Raw genomic sequence first — 12753 nt, 5'->3', positions numbered from 1 at the left:
CACAAGTCCCTGCAACGGGCAGGGCAAAAGGCACAAAACAACAACTATTTTACAAATTGGCGATCTGGCAGGCTGCTTTAACGACCGTTTCAATGATATACTGCCTGTCGTTCGTTCAAAAATAGTTGATAAATACAACATTCCCTTGAATTGAAACGCTTTCCTTCGATATTCGCAACTGGAACACGCACGCTATGAGTAAACCCATTGTGATGGAACGCGGTGTTAAATACCGCGATGCCGATAAAATGGCCCTTATCCCGGTTAAAAACGTGGCTACAGAGCGCGAGGCGCTGTTAAGAAAACCGGAATGGATGAAAATCAAACTTCCGGCCGACTCTTCGCGTATCCAGGGGATCAAAGCGGCGATGCGCAAGAATGGCCTTCACTCCGTTTGTGAAGAAGCCTCTTGTCCGAACCTTGCTGAATGTTTCAATCACGGTACCGCGACGTTTATGATTCTGGGTGCTATCTGTACCCGTCGCTGCCCGTTCTGCGATGTTGCTCATGGCCGTCCAGTCGCACCTGATGCTAACGAACCCCAGAAGCTGGCGCAGACTATCGCCGACATGGCGCTGCGTTACGTAGTTATCACCTCCGTTGACCGTGACGATCTGCGTGACGGCGGAGCGCAGCACTTCGCCGACTGTATTACGGCCATTCGCGAGAAAAGTCCAAACATCAAAATCGAGACGCTGGTGCCTGACTTCCGTGGCCGTATGGACCGCGCGCTGGATATCCTCACCGCTACGCCGCCAGATGTGTTTAACCACAATCTGGAGAACGTGCCGCGTATCTACCGTCAGGTACGCCCGGGTGCTGACTATAACTGGTCTCTGAAACTGCTGGAGCGTTTCAAAGAAGCGCATCCACATATTCCGACTAAGTCTGGTCTGATGGTGGGTCTGGGTGAAACTAACGACGAAATCATCGAGGTGATGCGCGATCTTCGCCGCCACGGTGTGACCATGTTAACCCTGGGACAGTATCTCCAGCCAAGCCGTCACCACCTGCCGGTACAGCGCTACGTGAGCCCGGACGAGTTCGATGAAATGAAAGCCGAAGCGATGGCGATGGGCTTCACCCACGCAGCATGCGGCCCATTTGTTCGCTCTTCATACCATGCCGATATGCAGGCTAAAGGCGAAGAAGTGAAATAATGCTGTAATATTCATTTACAGTAATACAAAAAAACCGGCCACATGAGCCGGTTTTTTTTCGCAAGCCCTTGGGCGATGCTGTCACTCTTTGTGAGAAAGCTTATCTGCCGGGACGTCATCCTCGGCGCTTTTCTTCGCCGCTGCATCATCATCGTTCATCGCTTTCTTAAAGCCTTTGATGGCAGCCCCCAGGTCACCACCCAGCGTGCGTAACTTCTTGGTACCAAACAGCAGGACGACCAGTGCGGCAACCACCAGCAGTTTGGTAATACTAATCTCACCCATAGATACCTTCTTTACTTATAACAGGCTGCATTCAGCGCCAAAACCTGATTGTATTAACGGTCATTTAGCGCGTGCACACAATAGCAATCTGTAACAAGGTGAATCAAGCATTGTTGAAAAAAACATCACAATAATTGCGGTGGCGCAAACCGACGATTAAGAAGAACGGGTAATTGCTGACGCGCAAGCGCAATTCTCTCTGGTTTTATCTCCGCAACCAGCAAGTCCGGGGCTTCAGCGGCGGCGGCTATCGTCACCCCCAGCGGATCAACCACCCTGCTTTGCCCGATGTTTTTCGTGCCACATTCTCCTGCGGCAACGACATAGCAGGTGGTATCCAGCGCGCGTGCCGCAAGCAGCGTTGCCCAGTGGTGCTCTTTTAACGGCCCTTTGACCCACGCGGCAGGCAGCACCAGCATGTCCGCACCCTGCAGCGCCAGATGCAGCGCCAGCTCGGGAAAACGCAGGTCATAGCAGGTCATCAGCCCGATCCTGAATCCGTCAATCTCCAGCAGCGGTGGGATATTGTCTCCGGGGTCAACGAGCCTCGACTCCTGGATGCTGAACGCGTCATAGAGATGAAGCTTGGCGTAATGTGCGACTATGGCCCCGTCACGAATCGCCACCAGCGTATTCACTGCGCGACCCGGCGTGGAGGGGACATGGATCGTTAAGATTGTCGTCATCGTATTGCCCGCGCTCTGGGCGAGCAAATGTTGTAAAAATTCGCCGTCCAGCGGCTGCGCGGACTTCACGGATAAATCCGGGTCATTATCATCCCTGGCCAGCAGCGCCTCGGGAAGAACCAGCAGCGACGCCCCTTTCTGCCCGGCCTGCTTCATCAGGTTGACGCACGTGAGCGCATTTTTATGCCACTCAGGCGTGACCACAAACTGCCCTACCGCAACATACATATTTGTCCCCTTATCATAAACGGCGTTAAACTCGCTTCTCTTACACATCAAATAGCAGGTATTTAGCGTGTTACAACTACTTTTAGCCGTTTTTATTGGTGGGGGAACGGGTAGCGTTGCGCGGTGGTTTCTGAGTATGCGGTTTAATCCCCTGCATCAGGCGATTCCCATGGGGACGCTTGCCGCTAACCTGATTGGTGCTTTTATCATTGGCATGGGGCTGGCCTGGTTTAACCGAATGACGCACATCGACCCAATGTGGAAAGTATTGATTACCACCGGATTTTGCGGCGGTTTGACCACCTTCTCAACCTTTTCTGCGGAGACAGTTTTTCTCTTTCAGGAAGGCCGTATCGGCTGGGCGCTGATGAATATGGCGATCAATATGCTCGGCTCTTTTGCGATGACGGGGATCGCATTTTGGCTATTTTCTTCCGCAAGCGCGCATTAACAGCCGAACCGTTAATGTTGGCTTAATTTTTCTCTGTCACTCTGAATGCAGTACTGAACGAGGGTGACAGAATGAAACAGAGTCTGATGAGCGCAGGAATGGTGTTATTGAGCGTGCTGATCGTTGCCAGCTTCCTGAAAATGTATCTGCTTGGCTGATTCAACACGAAAAAAACCCGCTCGTTGAGCGGGTTTTGAAATTCTTGCTGATGCGTCTGAATTACAGAGCGATTACGTTAGCAGCAGAAGGGCCTTTGGCACCGTTAGTGATTTCGAACTCTACACGCTGACCTTCAGCCAGAGTTTTGAAACCATTAGACTGGATTGCAGAGAAGTGTACGAACACGTCTTTGCTGCCATCTTCAGGAGTAATGAAACCGAATCCTTTGGACTCATTAAACCACTTAACGTTACCTTTAATCTTAGACATCAAAATTACCTTTACATTAAAAAACGACACAAATGCTGTGTCGGTTATCAGTACATCAATTGTGGGACCTTTTGTCCAGCGGATCTTTAATAAAAAGTGACTAAAGTCGCGTTAATTTTCACTGACAGATTTTTATCGCTTATGAATCAACGTCTGCGCGTTTTTTCACCAGCATGTAACGTTTTATCAGTTAAAACTGAAAACGCATCCAGGCGAAGTAAACGTTACCGTTGTTGTACGTACCCGGAATGTAGGTCATCTGGAACGTTGCGGGGCCATAGCCAATAGAGGCCAAAGGCAGCAGCACTGGGATCGGGATGTAGTTCCAGTTGTCACGTGCAGTGACCCCGGCGGTATAGCCCAAACCGACGTGGAAGTTTTCGTCCGCTAGCGGGCGCCAGGTTTTCTCCCAACCATAACCACCAATCGGCTCCCATTTATTAAACGAATCTTTGAAGGCCATCAGATAGATGCCATGCCAGTTTCCCTTCTCATCCCAGCGCGACTGACCAAAACCCGCACCCCATGGACGCTCGTTGTATTTATCGGTTTTCTCTTTGTCATAAGCAAACCGCGCATGCCACGTTATTGCCGGAACATAGAGATCATAATGTTCAGGTGCAGTCCATGTCTGGGAAACATTATCCGTAAAGGTTGAGAACCAGCCTTTATCCGCCTCTTTGCCTTCTGCCTGTGCAACAGAAGAAAACGTTAACTGCCCAAAAATAAACAACAAAATAGAGAGAAATGTATTACGTACGATCACAATGCAATTACCATTCTTAGTATTCGAAGCAAAGTTTACCATAAAGTAGTTGAATCAAGTCTTAACGACATCGGCGTTATTCCTAATTATTCGGCCTCTTTCCGGGAATATTCTTAAAGAAAGCATGCAGCACGCTCAAATAAACCCATTCGGAGTGTGGTCTTATACTTTAGCCTTCTTAATCAGTGACATGCAAAACCACACAAAGCATTAACAATTTGTTATCATTATTGGGTCATGTTGCGCTATTTCTGACGGTCAAGGGCCTCATGACATAAATGTATGAACCATGGCAAAAACACGGTTGTTCTGTTCTCTAGTCGTCTGTTTATTGATTTTAATCAGCAAGAACAGGCCAATTATTCGGCACATTTTCATCATTCTTTTTTTTATTGATTTTTTGTGCTCCATTGCAGCAGAGATACAGGGGAAATCATGCTTACGCTATTCGAACTCCTTATTGGAGTCGTCGTCATTGTCGGCGTCGCACGCTACATCATTAAAGGCTACTCGGCCACGGGCGTATTATTTGTTGGCGGTTTAACACTGCTGATTATCAGCGCAATAATGGGGCATCAGGTGTTACCTGCCAGCGCGACCAGCACCGGTTACAGCGCTACAGATATTGTTGAATACATTAAAATATTGCTCATGAGCCGCGGCGGCGATCTGGGCATGATGATCATGATGCTGTGTGGTTTTGCGGCCTATATGACCCACATCGGCGCTAACGATATGGTCGTTAAGCTTGCCTCCAAACCTCTGCAATACATCAATTCGCCATATCTGCTTATGGTCGCGGCCTATTTCCTCGCCTGCCTGATGTCGCTGGCCGTTTCGTCGGCTACCGGACTTGGCGTACTGCTGATGGCCACGCTGTTCCCGGTTATGGTGAACGTGGGCATCAGCCGTGGCGCGGCCGCGGCAATTTGTGCGTCTCCGGCAGCCATTATTCTCTCCCCGACCTCCGGCGACGTTGTGCTGGCGGCAAAGGCGGCGGAGATGTCACTCATCGACTTCGCCTTTAAAACCACGTTACCGATCTCAATCGTTGCCATAGTGGGCATGGGGATCGCGCATTTCTTCTGGCAACGCTATCTCGATAAGAAAGAAAACATTAGCCATGAAATGATGGATGTGAGTGAAATCACCACCACCGCTCCCGCGCTCTATGCCATTCTGCCGTTCACTCCGATCGTCGGAGTGCTGATTTTTGACGGCAAATGGGGTCCACAGCTGCACATCATCACCATTCTGGTTATCTGTATGCTGCTTGCCGCCGCGCTGGAGTTTGTGCGCGGTTTTAACACGCAAAAGGTCTTCTCGGGTCTGGAAGTAGCGTATCGCGGTATGGCGGATGCCTTCGCTGGCGTGGTGATTCTGCTGGTTGCAGCGGGCGTTTTTGCCCAGGGTCTGAGCACGATCGGCTTTATCCAGAGCCTGATCTCTATCGCCACCTCGTTCGGCTCGGCCAGTATTATCCTGATGCTGGTTCTGGTGGTGCTGACCATGCTGGCGGCGATGACCACCGGTTCCGGCAATGCCCCTTTCTACGCTTTCGTTGAGATGATCCCGAAGCTGGCTCACTCGTCCGGTATTAACCCGGCCTATCTCTCCATTCCCATGCTGCAGGCGTCAAACCTGGGCCGTACCATTTCGCCGGTGTCGGGCGTGGTCGTTGCCGTTGCCGGAATGGCGAAAATCTCGCCATTTGAAGTCGTCAAGCGCACCTCAGTACCCGTTCTGGTTGGTCTGATTATCGTGATTATCGCCACGGAAGTGCTGGTTCCCGGCGCGGCCTAAGCTAAATTACTGATATCCAAAAAGCGCCTGCGGGCGCTTTTTGTGCTTTAATAACTTCCAGAAATTAATCGTGCTCATTCGATCAGGAAATCATATGTTCAGGAAGGATATCGTCGTCCCGTCTGGCGCAATGGCGCTTGCTCTCTGTATCTTCTCCGCACAGGCGGAACCGCTGAAGGCAACACAGTACGGCGATTTCGATCGCTATGTGTTGGCTCTGTCCTGGCAAACCGGGTTTTGCCAGAGCATGGTCGAACGCAACCGCAATGAACCTGACGAATGTCGCCTGCAAAAAGAGCGTGATAATAAAGCCGATTTTCTGACCGTTCACGGACTATGGCCCGGCCTGCCAAAATCCATCGCCGCACGCGGGGTGGATGAGCGTCGATGGATGCGTTTTGGCTGCGCCACGCGCCCCATTCCAAACATGCCGGAAGTGAAGGCCAGCCGCAAATGCGATGCCGCCGAAACCGGGCTGTCGCTTTCCGCTGCCGCAAAGCTCAACGACGTGATGCCGGGTGCAGGCGGTAATTCCTGCCTGGAACGCTACGAATACGCCAAACATGGCGTCTGCTTTGGTTTCGATCCGGATGCCTATTTCGGCACGATGGTGCGAATGAACCAGGAAGTTAAAAACAGTGCGGTCGGTAAATTCCTTGCCGATAACTACGGAAAACCCGTCAATCGCAGCGACTTTGACAGTGCCGTTGCCAGAAGCTGGGGCAGGGAGAACATCAAAGCGATCAAGCTGACATGCAACGGCAACCCGGCGTATCTGACCGAGATGCAGATTTCGCTGAAGGCTGACACTATCAACAACCCGCTTTCTGCAGCGTCATTTGCGCCGCAGCCACATCCAGGTAACTGCGGAAATCAATTCGTGATTGATAAAGCAGGTTACTGACCCACAGTCGGGCGCACCATATCAAACCGGTTTTCGTCACTGATGCCATAATACGCCGTCGGCCCACCTGCACGCAGGATGGGCTGCGCTTTCGCCGTCTGGTATATCCCCTCTTCCAGCAGCGTTTCGGCAATATGGATACCGACCACCTCCCCCAACACCAGCCAGGTATCGACCGGTGTGCCGTCGGCACCGGTAAGCTGAATGCACTGCGACAGGCGGCACTCAAAGTTCACCGGGCTTTCTGCGACGCGGGGCGCGTTAACCAGTTGACTTGCCGCTGGCGTGAGCCCGGCAAAGCTAAATTCATCCCGATCGTGCGGAAGCATTGCAGAGGTTTGATTCATCGCGTGCGCGAGATCGCGCGTTGCCAGGTTCCAGACAAATTCCTTTGTTTCGGTAATATTACGCACGCTGTCCTTCCAGCCGTTGCTGGAAAAGCCGATGATCGGCGGGCGATAGTTAAAGCAGTTAAAGAAGCTATACGGCGCGAGATTGAGCTGACCGGCCTTATCGCAGGAGGAGATCCAGCCAATCGGACGTGGACCAATAATGGCGTTTAGCGGGTCATGCGGCAGGCCGTGCCCCTGGGACGGTTGATAGAAGTACATAGCGCTCTCTCGTTGGCGGGCAACGCCCGGATTCAGGACACTCAGCGTAACGTATTCCGCCGGGAATGAAGACTGAATAAATTTCAGCGAAAATTCATATGGGCCATGAATGTGACCTTCATCACTTCAAACTTGCGCGCTCAGCCAGTATCATCGGGAGAGTTAAACCCTCGCTGCCAGACGGCGAGGGTTTTCTTTTGGATCAGTTTCTGCGTTAGACGCAGCATTAACGACATGGAGTAAAAAATGTCCAGACCTACCATTATCATCAATGAGCTCGACGCAGAACGTATCGACAGGCTGCTGGAAAAAGCGGAGTTCGCCTCGCTCCCCGTGGCCGACGCCCTTAATGAGGAGCTCGACCGGGCACAGATGTGCACGCCTGAGACGATGCCGCATGACGTGGTCACTATGAATAGCCAGGTGAAATTCCGCAACCTGACCACCGGTGAAGAGTTGACCCGTACGCTGGTTTATCCGGCTCAGATGACCGACAGCAGCACACAGCTTTCTGTTCTGGCCCCTGTGGGTGCCGCACTGCTGGGGCTGCGTACGGGAGATACGATCCACTGGGAATTGCCGGGCGGCGCCTCTGCCCATCTGGAAGTACTGGCGTTGCTCTACCAGCCAGAAGCTGCGGGCGATTACCTGCGTTAAACACTTCTGAACAAGCGCCCACCCGCTTTGCACAGAGGATGCAGCCGCATCCTCTTTCCGTAAATTCACCCCATTTTCTTATATCGCGCAAAAGACCCTTAACCCACGCTTAATCTGTTTTGGTGCCGCGGGGACGGTCATGAGTGAGATACTGGCTATCACACTTATTTTTCTCATTATTGTGGCGATTATCGTCGCGGCCGTGCTTTATCTTGAACGCCACAGTTAAGCGAGAACTCATGCAACCCCACCCGGGAAAGCATTTACCAGGCCCTTAACTTTCTGCTCTGCGGCCTCGGGCGTTTCTGCACCAGGGACCAGAATCACCTTCCGGCACTCTTCCTCCCGTTTTTCGAATACCTTATAGGCGCGTTCCGCATCCGCAAGGGGAAGATAATGGGTCACGATCTCTTCCGGGGTAAGCAGCCCTTTTTCGATCAGCGGTAACAGTTCACCCAGCCATGCATGGACGTGCGTCTGGCCCATCTTAAACGTCAGCCCCTTATCGAAGGCATCGCCAAACAGGAAGCCATGAATAAACCCAGCGTACACGCCGGGTACGCTGACCACCCCACCGCGCCGTACGGCAGCAATGCACTGACGCAACGCTTTGCCGCTACTACCTTCAATTTTAAGATTGCTGAGGATCGTTTCAGTGGTGCTACCTTTCGCTTCAAACCCGACTGCATCAATCACGGCGTCAACGCCGCGATGGCCCGCGGTCTGTTCGATGATTTTTTCCGCCGCGTCGTTATCATCATCAAAGTTGATAGGGATTGCGCCGTAACGCACCTCTGCAAATCGCAACCGGTACGGATGATGATCGATAACAAAGATCTGCTCAGCCCCCAGCAGTCGCGCGCAGGCAATGGTCAGTAGCCCCACCGGCCCGGCACCGAAAACCGCTACGCTTGAGCCTTTTTCAATCTGCGCATTTTTTGCCGCCTGCCAGGCCGTGGGCAAAATATCGGAAAGGAATAACGCTTTATCATCGGAAAGAAGCTGCGGGACCTTAAACGGCCCGACGTTGCCTTTTGGCACGCGGACATATTCCGCCTGCCCCCCCGGCACGCCGCCGTAGAGATGGCTATAGCCAAACAGCGCGGCCGGTGCGGGTATTTGCTTTTTGTTCAGCGCGGCACCCTGCCCGGCATTGGTATTCTCACAGGCCGCGTATTGCTGCAGACGACAGAAGAAACAGTCTCCGCAGGCGATGACAAAGGGGATCACCACGCGATCGCCTTTTTGCAAATTCTTCACCTCTGTGCCGCACTCGACGATTTCCCCCATAAACTCATGGCCAAAAATGTCGCCGTGCTGCACCTTCGGGATCTTTCCGCGATAAAGATGTAAATCGGAGCCGCATATAGCCGTGGCCGTAACGCGCAGAATGATATCGTCAGGCTGTTCGATGATGGGATCGGGGACATTCTCGACGCGAACATGGTGCGGACCGTGATACGTAAGTGCTTTCATGCGACCTCCGAAAGGCTTCAGGTAAGTGTATAAGGGTAGCTACCCCTGAAGATCTGCCCGTGAATACGGGGCTTTTGAGATTTATCCTGGTGAGATAAGAAAACTGACGGAGCGCTTACAGAAACCATTAATATTTTATGGTTAAATGAGTTCAGCGTTTATAAACAAGGAGAAACGGGTATGTATCAGAGAATCATTATGCCGGTTGATGTTTTTGAGATGGAGCTGAGCGACAAGGCCGTTCGCCATGCGGAGTTCCTGGCGCAGCAGGACGGTGTTATCCATCTTTTACACGTACTGCCAGGCTCCGCCAGCCTGAGCCTGCACCGCTTTGCTGCCGACGTGCGTCGCTTCGAAGAGCATCTGCAGCACGAGGCGGAAACGCGCCTGCAAACCATGGTCAGCCACTTCAGCATCGACTCTTCACGAATCAAAACGCACGTCAGATTCGGCAGCGTTCGCGATGCGGTAAACGAACTGGCGAACGAACTGAAGGCAGACGTGGTGGTCATCGGTTCGCGCAACCCTTCCATTACCACGCATCTGCTGGGCTCTAACGCCTCCAGCGTCATCCGCCACACCCATATACCGGTGATGGTCGTCAGATAAAAAAAGAGGCCACCTTTCGGTGGCCTCTCGCTATTGCAGGTGTAGCCTTACTTTCTTTTCTTATGCGGTTTTGGTGCGAATAAGATAGTCAAATGAACTCAGAGACGCCTTCGCCCCTTCGCCCGTGGCGATAATGATCTGTTTGTACGGCACGGTGGTGCAGTCGCCCGCCGCAAACACGCCTTTCACGCTGGTTTCACACTTCGCATCAATGATGATTTCACCCATGCGGTTGCGCTCAATCGCGCCTTCCAGCCAGGTGGTGTTTGGCAGCAGACCAATCTGCACAAAGATCCCTGACAGCTGAACGCTGTGCACGTCGCCGCTCACGCGGTCGCGATATTCCAGACCGGTCACTTTGCTGCCGTCGCCCTTCACTTCCGTCGTCTGCGCGTTCAGTACGATGTCGACGTTTTTCAGGCTGCGAACTTTATCCTGAAGAACCTGGTCGGCTTTCATCTCCGGAGCGAACTCCAGAAGGGTTACGTGTTCAACAATCCCCGCCAGGTCAATGGCCGCTTCCACGCCGGAGTTACCGCCGCCGATCACCGCCACGCGTTTACCTTTGAAGAGTGGACCGTCGCAGTGCGGACAGTAGGTCACGCCTTTGGTGCGATACTGATCTTCACCCGGGACGTTCATGTTGCGCCATTTCGCACCGGTGGCAATGATAATGCTGCGGGCTTTCAGCACCGCGCCGGAAGCGGTTTCAATCTGGTGTAAACCACCCTCGACCGCTGCCGGAACCAGCTTGCTGGCGCTCTGGCTGTCGATCACGTCCACGTCATAGTCGCTGACGTGCGCCTTCAGCGCCCCCGCCAGCTTCTGGCCTTCGGTCTTCGGCACGGAGATGTAGTTTTCGATGTCCACGGTATCGAGCACCTGGCCGCCAAAGCGTTCGCCCATCAGGCCGGTACGAATACCTTTACGCGCGGAATACACCGCTGCTGCCGCGCCGGCAGGGCCGGAACCGACGATCAGCACGTCGTAGGCATCGCGTTTGTTCAGCTCTTCCGCCGCACGTTTTTCAGCACCGGTATCCACTTTGGCAACGATTTCAGTCAGCGTCATGCGGCCCTGGCCGAACTCTTTGCCGTTCATGTAGACCGCCGGAACGCCCATCACGTTGCGATCGGTGATTTCATTCTGGAAGGTACCGCCATCAATCGCCGTGTGCTTGATGCGCGGGTTCAGGACCGACATCAGGTTCAGCGCCTGCACCACGTCCGGGCAGTTGTGGCAGGAGAGTGAGTAATAGGTTTCAAACTCGAAATCGCCGTCGATATCGCGGATTTGCTCCAGAAGCGCCTGCGCTTCTTTTGACGGATGACCACCGGTCCACAACAGCGCCAGCACCAGTGAGGTAAACTCGTGACCCAGCGGAGAACCGGCAAAGCGTGGTCCCCGATCGGACCCTGGGTTGGTAATCAGGAAAGAGGGCTTACGGACCGGCAGCGCGTTGTCTTCTTTGAAGGTCACTTTTGGCGACAGCTCGGCGATCTCCGCCAGCAGTTCCTTGATCTCTGCCGATTTGGCGCTGTCGTCAAGCGTAGCAATCAGCTCAACGGGTTTGGTCAGTTTCTCAAGGTAGGCCTTGAGCTGGGTTTTCATGTTTGTGTCGAGCATTGTTCTTCCCTCTCTTAAGACGTCATCATGCAAGCTGCCTTATACGGGCGGCCTGAATGCAACTTGCATCATGGTGCTGGAATGAAATGGGCGCGGGTGCGCCCATTGATTACCGAATGGGCAAAACTTAGATTTTACCAACCAAATCTAAGGATGGAGCCAGCGTTGCTTCGCCTTCTTTCCATTTCGCCGGGCACACTTCGCCTGGGTGAGAAGCCACGTACTGAGCGGCTTTCACTTTACGCAGCAGGTCAGAAGCATCACGGCCGATACCTTCAGCGGTAACTTCGATAGCCTGGATAATGCCCTGCGGGTCAACAACGAAGGTGGCGCGGTCAGCCAGGCCTTCATCTTCACGCATGTTGTCGAAGTTACGGGTCAGGGCGCCAGTCGGGTCGCCGATCATCGCGTATTTGATTTTGGCGATGGTTTCAGAGCTGCTGTGCCATGCTTTGTGGGTGAAGTGGGTATCGGTAGAGACAGAGTAAACGTCTACGCCCAGCTTCTGCAGTTCTTCGTAATGGTCTGCCACGTCGCCCAGTTCAGTCGGGCAAACGAAGGTAAAGTCAGCCGGATAGAAGAAGAAGACGCTCCAGCGGCCTTCGGTATCTTTCTCGGTAACTTCGATGAACTCACCGTTTTTGAACGCCTGGTTTTTGAAAGGTTTAATTTTGGTATTAATCAAAGACATCTGTACTTCCTCCGTGTTTTCGTTGAGATGTAAGGTAACCAACTTTATTCATCGGGGCTAATGCGTATGCTTTATCAAATCAATCAGCCAAACCTTACAACGTCGACAAGACAACAAGGTGAACCTTTTACAGGAAAGCCTAAAAGTAAAAAGGCCGCCTCAACGGGCGGCCCTGATACCTGAATTCCCCGCAGGTACATTCAGTGCCAGCCGAAACTGGCGTTGCGTTGCGCTCTACAACCCTTTATATCAAGGCGGTAACAGCCGTTTGATTACATCACCCGCGCTGGGATTGAGCAATCCACAAGAGAGGCATTCCTGCCTATGGCTGTGATAGGCTACGTCGAACATCATTGCGGAGCGTTATAAAT

15 protein-coding genes are annotated in these 12753 nt (G+C 52.7%); 7 read left to right on the top strand and 8 right to left on the bottom strand.

What is annotated here, in order from left to right:
- The first annotated feature begins 194 nt into the window (after positions 1-194).
- Positions 195-1160: a lipoyl synthase gene (gene lipA, locus PUP35_RS05830; protein WP_028019480.1), complete on the top strand. Its 966-nt coding sequence runs from the start codon at positions 195-197 to the stop codon at positions 1158-1160.
- Positions 1161-1241: 81 nt separating this feature from the next.
- Here lipA and tatE read toward each other — a convergent pair whose 3' ends face one another.
- Together tatE and PUP35_RS05820 are read right to left on the bottom strand one after the other, a co-directional pair.
- Positions 1242-1445 carry a twin-arginine translocase subunit TatE gene (gene tatE / locus PUP35_RS05825; protein ID WP_023310742.1) on the bottom strand — a complete coding sequence of 68 codons (204 nt, stop codon included), beginning with the start codon at positions 1443-1445 and terminating at the stop codon, positions 1242-1244.
- Between the two features lie 125 nt (positions 1446-1570).
- Positions 1571-2359 (bottom strand): deaminated glutathione amidase, encoded by a 789-nt coding sequence (locus PUP35_RS05820; protein ID WP_115874488.1) that lies wholly within the window; start codon positions 2357-2359, stop codon positions 1571-1573.
- A gap of 67 nt (positions 2360-2426) precedes the next feature.
- Between PUP35_RS05820 and crcB the strand changes: the two genes are divergently transcribed.
- Positions 2427-2810, top strand: coding sequence for a fluoride efflux transporter CrcB (gene crcB / locus PUP35_RS05815; RefSeq protein ID WP_008501029.1), 384 nt, complete (start codon positions 2427-2429; stop codon positions 2808-2810).
- Positions 2811-3029: 219 nt separating this feature from the next.
- On the opposite strand, the gene cspE is transcribed toward crcB, so the two are convergent.
- Together cspE and pagP are read right to left on the bottom strand one after the other, a co-directional pair.
- A complete protein-coding gene (cspE, locus tag PUP35_RS05810; RefSeq protein WP_002439184.1) occupies positions 3030-3239 on the bottom strand; it encodes a transcription antiterminator/RNA stability regulator CspE in 210 nt (69 codons plus the stop codon).
- 190 nt (positions 3240-3429) lie between these two features.
- Positions 3430-4047 carry a lipid IV(A) palmitoyltransferase PagP gene (gene pagP, locus PUP35_RS05805; protein WP_274242315.1) on the bottom strand — a complete coding sequence of 206 codons (618 nt, stop codon included), beginning with the start codon at positions 4045-4047 and terminating at the stop codon, positions 3430-3432.
- Between the two features lie 393 nt (positions 4048-4440).
- On the opposite strand from pagP, the gene dcuC reads away from it, so the two are divergent.
- Complete coding sequence (dcuC, locus tag PUP35_RS05800) at positions 4441-5808, top strand: anaerobic C4-dicarboxylate transporter DcuC (RefSeq protein ID WP_127730028.1); 1368 nt, start codon at positions 4441-4443, stop codon at positions 5806-5808.
- Positions 5809-5902: 94 nt separating this feature from the next.
- The gene (gene rna / locus PUP35_RS05795) at positions 5903-6712 is read left to right on the top strand and encodes a ribonuclease I (protein WP_274242314.1); all 810 of its coding nucleotides are present in this window, start codon (positions 5903-5905) and stop codon (positions 6710-6712) included.
- Here rna and PUP35_RS05790 read toward each other — a convergent pair.
- A complete protein-coding gene (locus tag PUP35_RS05790) occupies positions 6706-7323 on the bottom strand; it encodes a flavin reductase family protein (RefSeq protein ID WP_111964405.1) in 618 nt (205 codons plus the stop codon). The genes rna and PUP35_RS05790 overlap by 7 nt on opposite strands.
- Before the next feature lie 246 nt (positions 7324-7569).
- Between PUP35_RS05790 and rnk the strand changes: the two genes are divergently transcribed.
- Positions 7570-7980, top strand: coding sequence for a nucleoside diphosphate kinase regulator (gene rnk, locus PUP35_RS05785; protein WP_033144918.1), 411 nt, complete (start codon positions 7570-7572; stop codon positions 7978-7980).
- 139 nt (positions 7981-8119) lie between these two features.
- Entirely contained in the window at positions 8120-8209 is a 90-nt protein-coding gene (gene yldA, locus PUP35_RS05780; protein ID WP_271367125.1) for a small membrane protein YldA, read from the top strand.
- An 8-nt stretch (positions 8210-8217) separates the two neighbouring features.
- Here the strand turns inward: yldA and PUP35_RS05775 are convergent, their stop codons facing one another.
- Positions 8218-9456, bottom strand: a complete 1239-nt coding sequence (locus PUP35_RS05775) for a zinc-dependent alcohol dehydrogenase (protein WP_274242313.1) — start codon at positions 9454-9456, stop codon at positions 8218-8220.
- 180 nt (positions 9457-9636) lie between these two features.
- Here PUP35_RS05775 and uspG point away from each other — a divergent pair, with 180 nt between their 5' ends.
- A complete protein-coding gene (gene uspG / locus PUP35_RS05770) occupies positions 9637-10065 on the top strand; it encodes a universal stress protein UspG (protein WP_127730022.1) in 429 nt (142 codons plus the stop codon).
- 60 nt (positions 10066-10125) lie between these two features.
- Here uspG and ahpF read toward each other — a convergent pair whose 3' ends face one another.
- Positions 10126-11691 carry an alkyl hydroperoxide reductase subunit F gene (gene ahpF, locus PUP35_RS05765; RefSeq protein WP_047648423.1) on the bottom strand — a complete coding sequence of 522 codons (1566 nt, stop codon included), beginning with the start codon at positions 11689-11691 and terminating at the stop codon, positions 10126-10128.
- Positions 11692-11818: 127 nt separating this feature from the next.
- Positions 11819-12382, bottom strand: a complete 564-nt coding sequence (ahpC, locus tag PUP35_RS05760; RefSeq protein ID WP_014882974.1) for an alkyl hydroperoxide reductase subunit C — start codon at positions 12380-12382, stop codon at positions 11819-11821.
- Positions 12383-12753 lie beyond the last annotated feature (371 nt).

The sequence above is a fragment of the Enterobacter sp. S-33 genome, from assembly GCF_028735835.1.
GTDB lineage: Bacteria > Pseudomonadota > Gammaproteobacteria > Enterobacterales > Enterobacteriaceae > Enterobacter > Enterobacter vonholyi.
This window is presented reverse-complemented; position numbering and strand designations above follow the sequence as displayed.

Excerpts from the sequence above, each read along its gene's own strand:
- lipA (WP_028019480.1), top strand. The coding sequence starts at position 195 with ATGAGTAAACCCATTGTGATGGAACGCGGTGTTAAATACCGCGATGCC.
- tatE (WP_023310742.1), bottom strand. The coding sequence starts at position 1,445 with ATGGGTGAGATTAGTATTACCAAACTGCTGGTGGTTGCCGCACTGGTC.
- PUP35_RS05820 (WP_115874488.1), bottom strand. The coding sequence starts at position 2,359 with ATGTATGTTGCGGTAGGGCAGTTTGTGGTCACGCCTGAGTGGCATAAA.
- cspE (WP_002439184.1), bottom strand. The coding sequence starts at position 3,239 with ATGTCTAAGATTAAAGGTAACGTTAAGTGGTTTAATGAGTCCAAAGGA.
- pagP (WP_274242315.1), bottom strand. The coding sequence starts at position 4,047 with ATGGTAAACTTTGCTTCGAATACTAAGAATGGTAATTGCATTGTGATC.
- dcuC (WP_127730028.1), top strand. The coding sequence starts at position 4,441 with ATGCTTACGCTATTCGAACTCCTTATTGGAGTCGTCGTCATTGTCGGC.
- rna (WP_274242314.1), top strand. The coding sequence starts at position 5,903 with ATGTTCAGGAAGGATATCGTCGTCCCGTCTGGCGCAATGGCGCTTGCT.
- PUP35_RS05790 (WP_111964405.1), bottom strand. The coding sequence starts at position 7,323 with ATGTACTTCTATCAACCGTCCCAGGGGCACGGCCTGCCGCATGACCCG.
- rnk (WP_033144918.1), top strand. The coding sequence starts at position 7,570 with ATGTCCAGACCTACCATTATCATCAATGAGCTCGACGCAGAACGTATC.
- yldA (WP_271367125.1), top strand. The coding sequence starts at position 8,120 with ATGAGTGAGATACTGGCTATCACACTTATTTTTCTCATTATTGTGGCG.
- PUP35_RS05775 (WP_274242313.1), bottom strand. The coding sequence starts at position 9,456 with ATGAAAGCACTTACGTATCACGGTCCGCACCATGTTCGCGTCGAGAAT.
- uspG (WP_127730022.1), top strand. The coding sequence starts at position 9,637 with ATGTATCAGAGAATCATTATGCCGGTTGATGTTTTTGAGATGGAGCTG.
- ahpF (WP_047648423.1), bottom strand. The coding sequence starts at position 11,691 with ATGCTCGACACAAACATGAAAACCCAGCTCAAGGCCTACCTTGAGAAA.
- ahpC (WP_014882974.1), bottom strand. The coding sequence starts at position 12,382 with ATGTCTTTGATTAATACCAAAATTAAACCTTTCAAAAACCAGGCGTTC.